This is a genomic window from Caproicibacterium lactatifermentans (assembly GCF_013315815.1).
GTDB classification, from domain to species: Bacteria; Bacillota; Clostridia; order Oscillospirales; family Acutalibacteraceae; genus Caproicibacterium; species Caproicibacterium lactatifermentans.
The window spans coordinates 1692355-1706777 of record NZ_CP046051.1 but is presented as its reverse complement, the minus strand read 5'-3'; the positions used below and the strand labels follow the sequence as shown (position 1 = coordinate 1706777).

Annotated in this window: 14 protein-coding genes and 1 other RNA gene; 10 read left to right on the top strand and 5 right to left on the bottom strand. The window is 49.1% G+C overall.

The annotated features are described in order from the left end of the window. Position 1: 1 nt before the first annotated feature. The 3 genes from dhaL to GJQ69_RS08355 are packed head-to-tail and all read right to left on the bottom strand — an operon-like array spanning position 2 to position 1959. Positions 2–628 (bottom strand): dihydroxyacetone kinase subunit DhaL, encoded by a 627-nt coding sequence (gene dhaL, locus GJQ69_RS08365; RefSeq protein WP_086035186.1) that lies wholly within the window; start codon positions 626–628, stop codon positions 2–4. Between the two features lie 31 nt (positions 629–659). Then, the gene (gene dhaK, locus GJQ69_RS08360) at positions 660–1655 is read right to left on the bottom strand and encodes a dihydroxyacetone kinase subunit DhaK (RefSeq protein ID WP_174193489.1); all 996 of its coding nucleotides are present in this window, start codon (positions 1653–1655) and stop codon (positions 660–662) included. 52 nt (positions 1656–1707) lie between these two features. After that, positions 1708–1959 carry a hypothetical protein gene (locus tag GJQ69_RS08355; protein ID WP_086035188.1) on the bottom strand — a complete coding sequence of 84 codons (252 nt, stop codon included), beginning with the start codon at positions 1957–1959 and terminating at the stop codon, positions 1708–1710. A gap of 499 nt (positions 1960–2458) precedes the next feature. Between GJQ69_RS08355 and GJQ69_RS08350 the strand changes: the two genes are divergently transcribed. The 7 genes from GJQ69_RS08350 (at position 2459) to GJQ69_RS08320 (ending at position 9366) form a co-directional block, all read left to right on the top strand. Then, on the top strand, positions 2459–3025 hold the full coding sequence (locus GJQ69_RS08350) for a glycerol-3-phosphate responsive antiterminator (RefSeq protein ID WP_174193487.1): 567 nt from the start codon (positions 2459–2461) through the stop codon (positions 3023–3025). Between the two features lie 29 nt (positions 3026–3054). Then, positions 3055–3639: a TetR family transcriptional regulator gene (locus GJQ69_RS08345; RefSeq protein ID WP_086035190.1), complete on the top strand. Its 585-nt coding sequence runs from the start codon at positions 3055–3057 to the stop codon at positions 3637–3639. A 221-nt stretch (positions 3640–3860) separates the two neighbouring features. Continuing rightward, on the top strand, positions 3861–5357 hold the full coding sequence (gene glpK / locus GJQ69_RS08340; RefSeq protein ID WP_174193485.1) for a glycerol kinase GlpK: 1497 nt from the start codon (positions 3861–3863) through the stop codon (positions 5355–5357). A gap of 38 nt (positions 5358–5395) precedes the next feature. Then, complete coding sequence (locus GJQ69_RS08335; protein ID WP_086035192.1) at positions 5396–6133, top strand: MIP/aquaporin family protein; 738 nt, start codon at positions 5396–5398, stop codon at positions 6131–6133. Positions 6134–6199: 66 nt separating this feature from the next. Beyond that, positions 6200–7717, top strand: coding sequence for an NAD(P)/FAD-dependent oxidoreductase (locus GJQ69_RS08330; RefSeq protein WP_157658891.1), 1518 nt, complete (start codon positions 6200–6202; stop codon positions 7715–7717). A gap of 12 nt (positions 7718–7729) precedes the next feature. Continuing rightward, complete coding sequence (locus GJQ69_RS08325) at positions 7730–8995, top strand: NAD(P)/FAD-dependent oxidoreductase (protein ID WP_086035194.1); 1266 nt, start codon at positions 7730–7732, stop codon at positions 8993–8995. Positions 8996–9000: 5 nt separating this feature from the next. After that, positions 9001–9366: a DUF1667 domain-containing protein gene (locus GJQ69_RS08320; RefSeq protein WP_086036801.1), complete on the top strand. Its 366-nt coding sequence runs from the start codon at positions 9001–9003 to the stop codon at positions 9364–9366. Positions 9367–9506: 140 nt separating this feature from the next. Here the strand turns inward: GJQ69_RS08320 and ssrS are convergent. Beyond that, positions 9507–9699: non-coding RNA, 6S RNA (ssrS, locus tag GJQ69_RS08315), on the bottom strand. Positions 9700–9709: 10 nt separating this feature from the next. After that, positions 9710–10027 (bottom strand): DUF1292 domain-containing protein, encoded by a 318-nt coding sequence (locus GJQ69_RS08310; protein ID WP_086035195.1) that lies wholly within the window; start codon positions 10025–10027, stop codon positions 9710–9712. Positions 10028–11407: 1380 nt separating this feature from the next. Between GJQ69_RS08310 and GJQ69_RS08305 the strand changes: the two genes are divergently transcribed. From GJQ69_RS08305 to serC, 3 genes are all read left to right on the top strand, one after another. Then, positions 11408–12601, top strand: a complete 1194-nt coding sequence (locus tag GJQ69_RS08305) for an NAD(P)-dependent malic enzyme (RefSeq protein WP_086035197.1) — start codon at positions 11408–11410, stop codon at positions 12599–12601. A 60-nt stretch (positions 12602–12661) separates the two neighbouring features. Beyond that, on the top strand, positions 12662–12895 hold the full coding sequence (locus GJQ69_RS08300) for a VOC family protein (RefSeq protein WP_338031346.1): 234 nt from the start codon (positions 12662–12664) through the stop codon (positions 12893–12895). 428 nt (positions 12896–13323) lie between these two features. After that, positions 13324–14409, top strand: coding sequence for a 3-phosphoserine/phosphohydroxythreonine transaminase (gene serC / locus GJQ69_RS08295; RefSeq protein WP_086035199.1), 1086 nt, complete (start codon positions 13324–13326; stop codon positions 14407–14409). The last annotated feature ends 14 nt before the right edge of the window (positions 14410–14423 follow it).

Genomic DNA, 14423 nt, shown 5'->3' with positions numbered 1-14423 from the left:
CTTACACAATCGTTTCTGTTGCTGCTTCCACCATCAGGGCAAAGGAGGCTGCACCGGGGTCTATGTGACCAATGCCGCGCTCCCCCAGGTAGCTGGCGCGTCCCTTTTTTGCAACTAGGCCGGCAGTGTGTGCAGCGCCTTTTTTGGCTGCTGCTGTGCCGAGCGTGAGCATTTCTTTAGGCGTTTTTCCCGCTTCGGCAGCTTTTTTCATGGCATCCAGTGCGGGAATTATGGCGTCCAGCATCGTGGCATCTTCCGGTTCTGCATGGCCGCGCTGTTTGACACCGGCTGCTGCAGCGTCCATGAGATTTAAAAAATCATCCGTACTGATTTCCGTTTTGCTGCCAACAGCCATACCGGCGCGCATGAATGCGGTGCCGTAAAGGGGACCAGAGGCCCCGCCGACAGTTGAAACCAGTGTCATGCCCACTGTTTTCAAGATTGTTCCAATATCTTTGTCCTCCAGCAAGGGCAGCTTGGCGTCGACGGCTGTGAACCCGCGTGCCATATTAATGCCGTGGTCACTGTCACCGATGGGCTTGTCCAGTTCTGTCAGGTAATCTTCTTTTTCTTTTATTTTTGTGCTGACAGCACTGATAACTTTTAAGACTGTTTTTGAATCTGTCATTGCCAGTTCCTTTCCGTATTTACGTAAGCCTCTACCCAAGCACTTTAAACGAAGGGGTGTCTGCCGGAGCGTCCAGCAGTTTCTTCATTTCATCATCCAGACGCAAGAGAGAAAGCGAGAATCCCTGCATTTCAATAGAGGTCATATAGTTCCCGACAAAAGCCCGGTATACATGAATGCCCTTCTTTTGCAGGACGTCCTGCACATGATTGTTGAGAACGAACAGTTCCATAAGTGGCGTTCCACCGGAACCATTGACCATGACAGCCACGTCTGTGCCAGAGTAGTCGATATCAGCCAGAATTTTATCCAGCACGATGTCCACAATCTCGTTCGCAGGTTTGATTCCTTCACGGTGTGTGCCGGGTTCCCCATGAATTCCAATACCAACTTCCATTTCGTTTTCATCGAGAGTAAAGCCCGGCTTGCCGGAAGCAGGCACTGTGCACGGATTGATGGCAACACCCATGGTGCGGACGTTGTCGATAACCTTTTGGGCAATCGTCTGCACTTCATCGAGGGAGCCGCCTGCCTCCGCCTTTGCACCGGCAATTTTGTGTACGAATACCGTACCCGCCACGCCGCGGCGCCCCACGGTAAACGAGGAGTTCTTAACGGCCACGTCATCATTGGTGACCACATGCTTTACAGAAATGCCCTCACTTTGGGCCATTTCTTCCGCCATCTCAAAATTCATGACGTCGCCGGTGTAGTTTTTAACAACCATCAGAACGCCCTGCTCTGTTGCAACTTCATGAATGCCGGCCAAAATTTGGTCGGGGGTAGGGGAAGTGAATACCGGACCAGGGACAGCCGCGTCTAGCATTCCGCGCCCAACGTAGCCTGCGTGCGCCGGTTCATGGCCGCTGCCGCCGCCCGAGATAAGGGCAACTTTATTGGTCTTTTTTTCTGCACGGACAAGCACGTTTGTGCCTTCTACTCTTTTGAGATACTGAGGATAAGCTTTGACCATACCCTCAATCATTTCTTCTTCTACATTGTTCACGTCATTGATGAACTTTTTCATGGACAAGCCCTCACTTTATCATAAAAAATCGCAGACGCTGGACCTCATCATATTATTTTGTTTGTTTGGTTTTTGCTTTTTTTGCGGCGGACTCTTTATCCTCTTCAGTATCCTCGTCACAGTTCATATTGCTGAGGCTGCAGGACGTGTCATCGTCTTTTCCCAGACAGTTCATGTCGTTCAAGCTGCACTCGTCGGCATTGTCTTTTCCCAGACAATTCATATCGTTTAGGCCGCATCTTTTGTCATCATCTGAAGTTGCGCCATTCATGTTGTGCAGGCCGAGTTCTTTTTTCTTGCTCATGGATAAATCCTCCTTTTGTTTTTTCGCATATAGCTGTTACCTTTGCATTATATCGTAAATGGGTGAAAAATCAAGAACATATTGTTAAATGTTTTGACATTATATGCGATATGTCAAATTTTATTGTGAAAAATAACGGATATGGGCGGCCTTTTTCCACGGCGTTCCGGGCGGAAAATAAGCGAGAGGGCGGCTATTGACGGCGTGACGATTTAGGAACTAACCGGCATGCTGAAAAAGAGATAGAAGGTGTACAAAAGGCAAAAATTAAAAACTGTATGAAAATTTAAAATAAATCTTGACATTATTTTATACAATGACTATAATATGAACTGAAAAGAAATGCTGGTGGACGTTATACAAGGAACAAAAGAAATCCACAGCAGACAATTCAATAAGAATTACCCTGAGAAATAGAGTATGGAAAATTTCTGCCTGAAATATGGCGGTGCTTTTCTATACTCTTCTTTTTTCGATAAAATACATCTGGAGGTCACGGATGGAACAAAAATTCTATGATGCCGTTCGACAGAATCCGGTCATAGCGGCAGTCAAAAACAACGAGGGACTGGAGGAATGCCTTAAGCACGAAGAAATAAAGGTTGTCTTTATTTTATATGGAGACATCTGCAATATTCCCCGAATTGTTGACAAAATCGTGTCTGCCAGAAAAATTGCGATGGTGCATGTGGACCTGATTGGAGGCCTTTCCGCCAAAGAAATAGCGGTTGACTATATTCATAGGAATACCAAAGCGGACGGCATTATTTCGACCCGCAAAAACTTAATTCAGCGGGCAAAGGAACTGCACATGTACACGGTCTTTCGTATTTTTGTCATTGATTCTATGGCCCTTGCGGAAACGAGAAATGTGTCGGATATCCGTCCTGATTTTTTGGAAATTCTGCCGGGCGTCATGCCGGACATCATTCGGGATATTCGCTGCATGACCAACGTGCCGCTGCTTACCGGCGGTTTGATTCGGAAAAAGCAGGACGTTATCAATGCCCTGCAGGCCGGCGCGATGGCCATTTCAGCGACAAACGAAAAAGTGTGGGATATGTAAGCCGGATTGGGAAAAGGAAGTGCCGGATTATGCGCTGTATGACAAAAGAGCGGATTGTAGAAACGCTTCGGGACCTAATGAAGGAAAGGCCACTCAACAAAATTACGGTTCAGAACATAATGGACCGGGCCAACATGAAGCGCCAAAGCTTTTATTATCATTTTCAGGACATTTATGATGTGCTGGATTGGGAAATAAACACAAACTTGATTGCGCCGCTGTCAGGTCCCGAAAACGCGGACTGTGAAATATGGCTGTATCATATGATGGTTCTTATCGACAGCAATCGTGTGTTTTACAGAAAAACGCTGGTGGAGGTCGGCCGGACGCTGACTATGCAGAAATGGCTTCCCGTTTTTTCAGATAAACTGCTGACGCTGTACCCGGACAAACTGCAGCGGGTGGAAGAACTTTCAGACAATGACAGGTTTGCACTTGAGTTTTTTGCACGGGCAGCCATTAACAATTTGATGGATTCGCTGATAGACCGTAAAACGTTTGACTACAAAACCGGCCGAGAAAGAATTCATATCCTCTGCAGTATCCTGCAGGGCCGCAGAATGTTTGAACAAAATCCCATTGTATGTTTCCCGTACTGCACAACCACGGCATAACAGTAGCTGCCATTATTGCTCCGCTGTAACAGGGCGGAGCTTTCACCGGACCTTTCGAGATGAAAATGCCTATAAAATACAAGATGTTTTATAAAAATATAGATAAATTGAGCATGCCATTGTGGGCTGCCCAACATACTGAGTTCCCCGCCACAAAGAGGAACAGAAAAAAGCATACAGCTGTCATCAGGACAGATGTAATAAAAGGAGGATGTTGTAAAATGGGAAAGTATATCATGGCTTTGGATGCTGGGACGACGTCCAACCGCTGCATTCTTTTTAATGAAAAGGGAGAGATATGCAGTGTAGCACAGAAGGAATTCACGCAGTATTTTCCGAAACCGGGCTGGGTGGAACATGACGCAGACGAGATTTGGGCGACACAGCTCAGCGTTGCCGTTGAGGCAATGCAGAAGATTGGTGCAACTGCTTCTGACATTGCAGCAATCGGGATTGCAAACCAGCGTGAAACAACCATCGTCTGGGACAAGAACACGGGTGAGCCGGTCTATCATGCCATTGTGTGGCAGTGCCGCCGTACCAGCGAGTATGCGGATTCTTTGAAGGCAAAAGGATTGACAGAAGCTTTCCGTGCCAAAACGGGACTGGTCATTGATGCCTACTTCTCCGCAACAAAACTTCACTGGATTTTGGAAAATGTGCCAGGTGTACGCGAGCGCGCGGAAAAAGGTGACCTGTATTTTGGCACCGTCGACAGCTGGCTAATGTGGAAGCTTTCGGGCAGAAAAATTCATGCAACCGACTATTCCAACGCCTCTCGCACAATGCTTTTCAATATCAATACCCTGCAGTGGGACAAGGATATTCTTGAGGAGCTGGATATTCCGGGAAGTATGCTGCCAACACCGATGCCGTCCAGCGGACTCTTTGGCTATTCGGACCCGCAGTTCCTCGGTGCAGCTATTCCGATTACCGGTGTTGCCGGTGACCAGCAGGCAGCTTTGTTCGGGCAGACCTGTTTCGAGCCGGGCGAAGCGAAAAATACATACGGCACAGGCTGCTTTATGCTGATGAACACAGGCGAAAAACCGGTGTTTTCCAAAAACGGTCTGGTAACCACCGTGGCATGGGGGCTGGACGGAAAAGTAAACTATGCACTGGAGGGTTCCATCTTTGTCGCGGGCGCGGCGATTCAGTGGCTGCGAGACCAGCTGAAAATAATTGATACTTCACCGGATTCCGAATATATGGCAACACGCGTCAAAGATACAAACGGGTGCTATGTGGTGCCGGCCTTTACAGGACTTGGTGCACCGCATTGGGACCAATACGCGCGCGGCACTATCGTCGGGCTGACCAGAGGCTGCAATAAATATCATATTATCCGCGCTACATTGGACAGCCTTTGCTATCAGGTAAACGATGTACTGCAGGCCATGCGTGCTGATTCCGGAATTGACCTTACCAGCCTGAAAGTGGACGGCGGCGCCTGCGCCAACAACTACCTGATGCAGACACAGGCTGACATTATCAACGCACCGGTTATGCGGCCTACCTGTATTGAAACGACCGCAATGGGTGCTGCTTATCTGGCAGGACTTGCTGTAAAGTATTGGGGCAGCACAAAGGATATCCAGAATAACTGGGCAATCGACCGCACCTTCCAGCCGGAAATTACGGACGACAAACGCGCAGCCATGATTAAAGGCTGGAACAAAGCTGTGAAGTACTCGTTCGGCTGGGCAAAGGATGAATAATTCAAGGGAGCAGAGAAAAGTAAGGAGGAACAGGAACCATGTTAGCATACATAAGTGAATTTGTTGGTACGTGTATCCTGATTATTCTGGGCGACGGCGTTGTTGCAAACGTTACTCTGAATAAGTCAGGAATGAAGGGAGCCGGTTCTATTCAAATAACGCTTGGCTGGGGCCTTGCCGTTATGCTGCCGGGTATTTGTTTCGGCGCTGCATCAGGAGCCAGCTTTAACCCGGCCCTGACGCTTGCACTGGCGGTCAACGGAACTTTCCGCTGGGACCTTGTGCTGGGATATATCATTGCGCAGATTGCTGGTGCTTTGCTTGGCGGCATCATTGTATATCTGCTCTTCAAGGACCAGTTTGATGCGACGGACAGCCCGGCCACAAAGCTCGGCGTGTTCTCGACCGCCCCTGCGATTGAAGACATTCCGCGCAATATCTTCTCAGAATTTGTCGGTACCTTTGTCCTTGTCTTTATCATCCTTGGTTTGGGACAGGTTCCGCAGCTGAATGCAGGCGTTGGCAAAATCCTCGTTAACGCCATCATCGTTTCCATCGGCATGAGCCTTGGCGGGCTGACCGGATATGCGATTAACCCGGCTCGTGACCTTGGTCCCCGGATTGCACATGCAATTCTGCCGATTAAGGGCAAGGGCAGCAGCAATTGGAAATATGGACTGATTGTTCCGATTCTTGGGCCAATCCTCGGTGCACTTGCAGCTGTTGGTGTTTATAAACTGATTCCGTGGGCAGCTACCGTAACGCTCGCTCCATAAGATACATCAATTTTATAAGTTCCCGTAGAGAGTAGAGAATCGGGTAGTTCTGGCCGTCCCAGACGAATGCGTTTTGGGACAAGGGAACAGAACTGCCCGTTTTTTATCAAAAAATACAGAAAAACAATAAAAAGGAGTGACAGCACCATGTATGATATTATCATTATTGGAGCCGGTGTCACAGGATGTTCCGTTGCGCGGTATCTTTCCAGATACCAGGCAAAAGTGTGTGTGGTAGAGCGGGCGGATGATGTCTGCTGTGGGACCTCAAAGGCCAACAGTGCCATTGTTCATGCTGGCTATGACGCTGCACACGGCAGCCTGATGGCGAAAATGAATGTAAAGGGAAGCCAGATGATGCCCGCACTGGCAAAAGAACTGGATTTTCCGTTTCAGCAGAATGGCAGTCTTGTGGTTTGTATGCATGAAGACGATATGCTGTATTTAAAAGAGCTGTATGAGAACGGCATTAAAAACGGCGTTAAAGGTTTGGAAATCGTAGGGAAAGAGCGTATGCGGGAACTGGAACCAAATGTAAGCGATGACGCGGTGGCGGCCTTGTGGGCACCGACCGCCGGTATTGTGTGTCCGTTCACCCTTACGATTGCGCTCGCTGAAAATGCAAATACAAATGGTGTGGACTTCAAGTTTAATACAGAAGTGACGGCGGTCGTCAGAAACGGCGACCACTGGACAGTACAGACAAATCAGGGTGCGCTGGACACAAACTATGTTGTCAATGCAGCAGGACTTTACGCCGATGTTTTTCACAACATGGTATCCGCGAAAAAAATTCACATTACACCCCGCCGCGGAGATTATTTTATTCTTGACCATGCGACGGACGGTTTTGTAAAGCATACTGTGTTTCAGCTTCCCGGAAAATACGGAAAAGGTGTTTTGGTTGCGCCCACTGTCCACGGAAATACAATCGTTGGACCAACCGCAGTTGACATTGAAGATAAAGAAGGAACGAACACAACCCTTGCTGGACTGGATGAAGTGACGGCCAAGGCAGACATTGCCATTCAAAACATTCCGCTCCGTCAGACCATTACCAGCTTTGCCGGACTGCGTGCACACGAGGACCACCACGAGTTTATTATCGGCGAGGCAGAGGACGCACCACATTTCATTGACTGTGCGGGCATTGAGTCACCGGGGCTTTCTTCCTCACCAGCTATTGGCATGACCGTAGCGGACCTTCTGCGGGACAAAATGCACCTGCAGCCGAACCCGAAGTTCAATGGAGTTCGCAAAGGTATTATAGACCCGAAAACGCTTTCCCTTCAGGAGCGGGCAGAGCTCATTCAAAAAGATCCAGCTTACGGTCAGATTGTCTGCCGCTGTGAAAGTGTTACAGAAGGGCAGATACTGGATGCCATTCACCGTCCGCTTGGAGCAAAAAGCATTGATGGTGTTAAATTCCGTACCCGTGCAGGCATGGGACGCTGTCAGGCAGGTTTCTGTACACCGCGTGTGATTGAAATTCTTGCCCGTGAACTGGGCGTTGGACAGAATGAAATCACGAAAAACGGCGGCGCCTCCAAACTAATTGTCGGCAATACAAAAGACAGGGCATAGGGGGAAAAGAATATGGAAAATTATGATATTATCATTATTGGCGGCGGTCCGGCCGGATTGGCGGCGGCCGTGTCTGCCCACGATGCCGGTGCGGAAAACATTTTGATTCTGGAAAGGGACAACCGTCTGGGTGGTATTCTTAACCAGTGTATTCATAACGGCTTTGGCCTTCATACATTTAAAGAAGAATTGACCGGACCGGAATATGCACAGCGCTTTATCGACCAAGTGAAAGAAAGAAAAATTCCGTACAAGCTGAATACCATGGTTATGGATATTTCCAAAGATAAGGTTGTTACGGCAATGAATCGTACCGACGGCCTCTTTCAGATAAAGGCGAAAGCGGTTATTCTGACCATGGGCTGCCGTGAACGTCCGCGCGGTGCCCTGAATATTCCGGGATTTCGTCCGGCGGGCATTTACACAGCCGGTACGGCACAGCGGCTGGTTAATATCGAAGGTTATATGCCGGGACGCCGTGTCGTTATTCTCGGCTCCGGAGATATTGGCCTGATTATGGCACGCCGTATGACGCTGGAAGGGGCAAAGGTCTTGGTCGTGGCGGAGCTGATGCCGTTCTCCGGCGGCCTGAAACGCAATATTGTGCAGTGCCTGGATGACTTCCATATTCCGTTGAAACTAAGCCATACAGTCATTGACGTTGAGGGCAAGGAAAGACTGACAGGCCTGACCATTGCAGCAGTAGATGAAAACAGACGGCCGATTCCGGGAACCGAAGAGCGCTACGATTGTGATACCCTTCTTCTTTCCTGTGGCCTAATTCCCGAAAATGAGCTTTCCAGGGGAATGGGTGTGGAACTGAACCGCATTACCAACGGGCCTAAAGTCAATGAAAGCCTTGAAACTTCCATTCCGGGCGTATTTGCGGCTGGCAATGTCCTGCATGTACATGACCTTGTCGACTATGTCAGCGAAGAAGCGGGTGCCGCCGGCCGTGCGGCGGCTGCGTATGTTGCTGCAGATGGAAACGAAAGCGGACGCAGAGAAATTCCGATCCACGTTGCGGGCGGTCCCCGCTACACGGTTCCATGCACGATTGACCCGAAATATGCGGGTAATAAAGAAACCGTTCGCTTCCGTGTAGGCAGCGTTATGAAGAATCACTTTGTCAATGTCTACCTTGACGGCGAACGTGTGATTCACCGCAAACGTCCTGTCATGGCACCTGGCGAGATGGAAGAAGTCGTTCTTACACGCAGTATGTTTGACGCACATCCGGACCTTTCTGATATCAGCATCAAAGTAGAGGAGGCATAATGAAGATGGATACAAAACATCTTACATGTATTGGCTGCCCACTTGGCTGCCAGATAACTGTTGCCATGGCGGGCGGCAAAGTGACCTCTGTCACTGGAAATACCTGCCCACGCGGTGACGCGTATGCCCGCAAAGAAGTGACCAATCCGACACGCATTGTCACCAGTTCTGTACGTGTGTCCGGCAGCAGAACTGGTGCCGTGACGGTTTCCTGCAAAACACGCACAGATGTCCCCAAAAGTAAAATTTTCAATTGTGTACATGACTTGGTTGGCATTTCTGTTCCAGCACCAGTCAAAATTGGTGATGTGGTTAAAGTAAATGTGGCTGGCACGGGTGTTGACATGATTGCCACGAAGAACGTAGAATAAAACCTTCAATTCTGTGATAGAAAGGATAGAAGAAAAGCATATCCGGGATAAGCGAGCCGGATATGCTTTTCTTTTTTCCGTCTATCAAAAAGAGCCGCTGCAGACACAGAAAACTGTGCTGCAACGGCTCATATCATTTTCAAAGGCCCGCCCGGCCGTAAAGTGCAGAAATAACCTGCCTACGAAAGACAGGTGGGTGTCCGCCCGGCGGCTTCGTACTCCCAGCTTCCGGCCCGAGGGCCGGGAGGTCTGCGTTCCACCGCCGGAACAAAACTCCCGATTTAAAATTGTAGGGTTATTCTATGCACAGGTCCGCGTACCGGGCAGGAAGCGTCCCATAATATTAGTCTTTTTCATCCTCAAAAGCTGCCCCGTCATCGGGGTATAAATCTGCAAAGTGTTCTTCAAACTGTGCAGCCAGACTGTTGAGCAGAGCATCATCTTCCACTTCGGCCAGCTCCTGCTCACCGTCATGGTCGTAACTTTGAAAGATGTAGTAAGTTCCCTCGTCGTTTACCTTGTCCTGGGCATTTTCAAAGGTAGGCAGCAGCGCATAAAACGTGCCGTCGTCGTTGTCAATGACATCCAGGACCTCGAATTCATGCTCGTGTCCTTCTTCATCGACCAGTGTGAACAGGTCGGGGCCAAATTCGTTGCTCATTACAGAAGTTGCCTCCACACAGCCGGGGCTATGGCACCCGGCAGATTTCTTTATGCTGCTGTAAAAACGGACCATGGAAAAGCAGGACGTACGCCGGTGCTTTTCACAAGTCCTATTGTACACAGCGCTAGGAAAGAAGTCAAGATGCAATTTTTTGACAGGAGAGCGAAAAATGGCATTTTCTATAGAAAAATTTCAAAATGTATAAAATAAGTATTGACAATCTACACATAATCCACTATACTATAGACAGAAACAAGGAAACAGGCAGACAGAACCACAACAGCCGACCGCAGGTGGGCACCAAAAAAGGTACCTGCAGTACGGGAGGCGGAAAAACGGAAATGTCAGCCGGTTCCTTGTGAAAGTATAAAAAGCGGGTACTGTGAGTAGTGCCAGTGAGGAAAGGAGCGAGTCCCATGGACGAAGAACCGATCGGCAGTTTTGCAGTGCAGTCTGTGTGCGGCTGCGCTGCTGAAAACTGACACAAGGAGTCCCCTGTAAGGGCCTCCGGCCAGCTGCAGGGTGCAGCGGCCGAGCCGATAAAGTTTAACGCCGCAGCAGAAAGTCGGACAGCCGCAAAACCGGCAAACGGCAAAGTAGGCGGGCGAAGGGCAACGGCAAAAAAGCTGGTGCGGACTGCACAAAGCGATACGGACGGATGAAATCGGGAGCAGGTATCCGGTAAATGCCTGTCATCTGAAAAGTAACCGCCGACAGCCAAAATGCGTCAGCACCGTATAAGCGGAGGGAATGTAGTCCAATGTACAGTGTTTAGATGTTTTGGAAGCCCGTAAGGTAACCGAAAGTGACCAGACCAGTAGAAAGGATTTGATTCCCAAAGACAGGATGAGAGCCTTATCTTCTTGGAAAGGAAGGATACTTGTTACGAGCGGTACAAAAAGGTCGAGCACTTCAGAGTGAACTGGAATTGGCAGCCTCAACATAAAGCCTGATTCAGCAGGCAGCCCTGCGGGGCATAAGAAGATGAGATGTCTCCAATAAAGCAGTAGAAAACACCTGGAGTACTCGAAGGACACAGAACATCCGGGTGAAACCAATGCAGTAGATGTAAAAATACCGAAAGAGCGTTGGCTCTGCAAAGTTAGGGAACGAAAAGAGAACGGTTCCGGTTAGGCCGCCATGCGGCCGCCGGGGCCGCTCTCTTTTTGTGTAGCTTTTCACTGGGATAATGGTACTATTTTATGGCGGCGGCAGCTGGAATATGCAGAAAAAATTTTTTTAAATAGCTTTCATTGGTTTTGCGAACCAAACAGGTTTGTTCGCTGGATGCGGTTGCAAACACAGCCAGCTGTGTGGTACATTATTTGTAGACAATTCCTGTTTTTGCGTCAAAATTAAAACTATCAGGAGGATAAAATGGACATTAAAGAAGAAGCCATGCAGATGCACCGCAAATGGGCGGGAAAGCTGGAGGTCCACTCCCGTGTGCCGGTGAAAAACAGCCATGACCTTTCGCTGGCCTATACCCCCGGCGTTGCACAGCCATGCCTTGCCATCCAGAAGGACCCATCTTTAAGCTACACCCTGACGCGCCGGTGGAACACCGTGGCAGTTATCACGGACGGCACGGCAATTCTGGGGCTGGGCGACATTGGGCCGGAAGCCGGTATGCCGGTTATGGAAGGCAAATGCGTGCTCTTTAAGGAATTCGCGGATATTGATGCGGTCCCTATCTGCCTGAAAACAAAAGATGTAGATGAACTGGTGCGCACGATTTATCTGCTGTCCGGTTCCTTCGGCGGCATCAATCTGGAGGACATTTCCGCACCGCGCTGCTTTACAGTGGAAAAACGGCTGAAAGAGATGTGCGATATTCCGGTTTTTCACGATGACCAGCACGGCACAGCGATTATTGTCGGTGCCGCACTGATGAACGCCTTGAAGGTGACCGGCCGCAAAATACAGGACGTACACTGTGTCATCAATGGCGCGGGCAGTGCGGGTATCGCTATTGCGAAGCACCTGATGCGTCTGGGTCTAAAAAACCTGATTTTATGCGACCGCTTTGGTATTTTGTGCGAAGGAATGGAGGGCCTGAATCCTGCCCACGAGGAAATGGGCCATTTGACCAATCAGGAACATAAACAGGGGAGTTTGGCAGACGCTTTGCAGGGCGCGGATGTTTTTATCGGTGTTTCTGCACCGGGCATTTTGAAGCCGGAAATGATTCACAGCATGGCGAAGGACCCCATTGTGTTTCCTATGGCCAATCCAGTACCGGAAATTATGCCGGAAGAAGCATTGAAGGCCGGTGCGGCTGTGGTAGGAACCGGCCGCTCTGATTTTCCAAACCAGATTAACAATGTGCTGGCATTCCCCGGCATTTTTCGCGGTGCGCTGGATGTGCGGGCAAATGACATTAACGATGAGATGCAGACGGCGGCTTCCTATGCGCTGGCGGGTATCTTGGCGGAAAAAGAACTGTCGGCGCAGTGCATTTTGCCGAAAGCCTTTGACCCGCGGGTTGTGCCGGCAGTGGCAAAAGCAGTAGCACAGGCTGCCTGTGACAGCGGCGCTGCCCGCTGTCCAGAGAGCCTTTCTGCAAAATGAACTGTAAAATCAATTCGCTTTATCTGTGTGTCAAACAAATGAACCGTGGAGATTTACAGCGTGTTTGACCTGCAAGGCTTTCGGCAGGGCTTGTTTGCGTATCAAAAGAGGGGAGAAGCGCATACCTATGGAAACAGCTGCCTGCCCAGTTTTTCCATACCGAACCTTGACACGCTTAGGTGCAAATGTGCCGGAAAGAAAGTGACTTTTCCGATTACCCAAATCGGTGAAAATTGGGTTGTGAAATTTTTGGACAGCGAAGGAAATACGCTCGAAATGACAGCGCCAAAATAAAAAAGCATTTGAAAGAGCCGGGAAACCGGGGCTTCCTTTCTATACATGGTTCAGCTGACTGTATACCCGCATATACTGAAGGATAGCGGCTGAGAAAAATGCAGCGGAATTTTTGTCCGCTTCTTTGTGCACAACCTATTTTTTACAGGCCGTTCTCCGACAAAACACGCGTGAAACGGGAGGCAGACTTCGTTTTTTTCAAAAAATTGCTTTCTCAAACTGGTTTTTCTCCATTTTACTGAAAAGCGGAATTTACAGACAAAAAGATGCTTCAGCGGCGCTTTTTGCACAGGAAGAAAGCCAAAATTGCATATTTTATCATTTTCTTTGTTGACTTTATTATTTTAAAGCGATATAATTTTAACAATCTTGAAAGTGCGGTGCCGAAAGGCGCCGCCGCTGCTTATAAAAATTGGAGGTTTAGTCGTATGAAACGTGTGTACAACTTTTCTGCAGGTCCTTCCATGCTGCCAGAAGAAGTTCTTCGCCGTGCTGGTGAAGAAATTCTGGATTACCAGGGCAGCGGCCAGTCTGTCATGGAAATGTCACATCGATCTAGTCTGTTCCAGGGCATCATCGACCGTGCAGAGTCCCTCCTGCGCAGCGTTATGAAAATTCCAGATAACTACAAGGTCCTGTTCCTGCAGGGCGGCGCTTCCAGCCAGTTTGCCATGGTGCCGTTTAACTTGATGAATGGTTCCCATAAATCGGACTATGTGCTGACCGGCCAGTGGGCCACCAAAGCGTGGAAAGAAGCTTCCCGCTATGGACAGACTCATGTTGTGGCAAGCAGCAAGGATAAAACATTTACATATATCCCGAAGCTGGACCCTGCTGCCTTTACACCGGACGCGGATTATTTTTATATCTGCATGAACAACACCATTTACGGCACGGTTTATCATGACCTGCCGCAGACTGGAAAGGTGCCGCTGGTAGCGGATATTTCTTCCTGCATCTGCAGCGAGCCGCTGGATATCAGCAAGTTCGGTTTGGTATTTGCCGGTGCACAGAAAAACCTGGCTCCGGCCGGTCTGACAATCGTTGTGGTGCGGGACGATTTGATTGGCCATGCACAGGAAATGACGCCAACCATGATGAACTACAAAACACATACAGACCACGGCAGTATGTTTAACACCCCGCCGTGCTGGACAATTTATATTTGTATGCTGGTACTTGAATGGATTCAGAATACAATTGGTGGTCTGGAAGAAATGGGAAAGCGAAACCACAAGAAGGCGGACTTGTTGTATAGTTTCCTGGACAACAGCAAGCTGTTCCATGGCACCGTTGTGCCGGAGGACCGCTCCCTGATGAATGTGCCGTTTGTCACGGACAGCGATGAACTGAACAAAAAGTTTATCAAAAAAGCCGAGGATGAAGGCATGGTGAACCTGAAAGGCCACCGCACCGTCGGTGGTATGCGTGCTTCTATTTACAACGCTATGCCTTACGAGGGCGTAGAGAAGCTGGTCAGTTTCATGGAGAAATTTGAGAAAGAAAACCGCTGAACAGGAGGCAGATC

Coding starts and splice junctions, on each gene's coding strand:
- GJQ69_RS08335 (WP_086035192.1), top strand. CDS start 5,396: ATGTTAGCATACATAAGTGAATTTGTTGGTACGTGTATCCTGATTATT.
- GJQ69_RS08355 (WP_086035188.1), bottom strand. CDS start 1,959: ATGAGCAAGAAAAAAGAACTCGGCCTGCACAACATGAATGGCGCAACT.
- dhaL (WP_086035186.1), bottom strand. CDS start 628: ATGACAGATTCAAAAACAGTCTTAAAAGTTATCAGTGCTGTCAGCACA.
- GJQ69_RS08345 (WP_086035190.1), top strand. CDS start 3,055: ATGCGCTGTATGACAAAAGAGCGGATTGTAGAAACGCTTCGGGACCTA.
- GJQ69_RS08320 (WP_086036801.1), top strand. CDS start 9,001: ATGGATACAAAACATCTTACATGTATTGGCTGCCCACTTGGCTGCCAG.
- GJQ69_RS08350 (WP_174193487.1), top strand. CDS start 2,459: ATGGAACAAAAATTCTATGATGCCGTTCGACAGAATCCGGTCATAGCG.
- dhaK (WP_174193489.1), bottom strand. CDS start 1,655: ATGAAAAAGTTCATCAATGACGTGAACAATGTAGAAGAAGAAATGATT.
- GJQ69_RS08305 (WP_086035197.1), top strand. CDS start 11,408: ATGGACATTAAAGAAGAAGCCATGCAGATGCACCGCAAATGGGCGGGA.
- glpK (WP_174193485.1), top strand. CDS start 3,861: ATGGGAAAGTATATCATGGCTTTGGATGCTGGGACGACGTCCAACCGC.
- GJQ69_RS08330 (WP_157658891.1), top strand. CDS start 6,200: ATGCGTTTTGGGACAAGGGAACAGAACTGCCCGTTTTTTATCAAAAAA.
- GJQ69_RS08310 (WP_086035195.1), bottom strand. CDS start 10,027: ATGAGCAACGAATTTGGCCCCGACCTGTTCACACTGGTCGATGAAGAA.
- GJQ69_RS08325 (WP_086035194.1), top strand. CDS start 7,730: ATGGAAAATTATGATATTATCATTATTGGCGGCGGTCCGGCCGGATTG.
- serC (WP_086035199.1), top strand. CDS start 13,324: ATGAAACGTGTGTACAACTTTTCTGCAGGTCCTTCCATGCTGCCAGAA.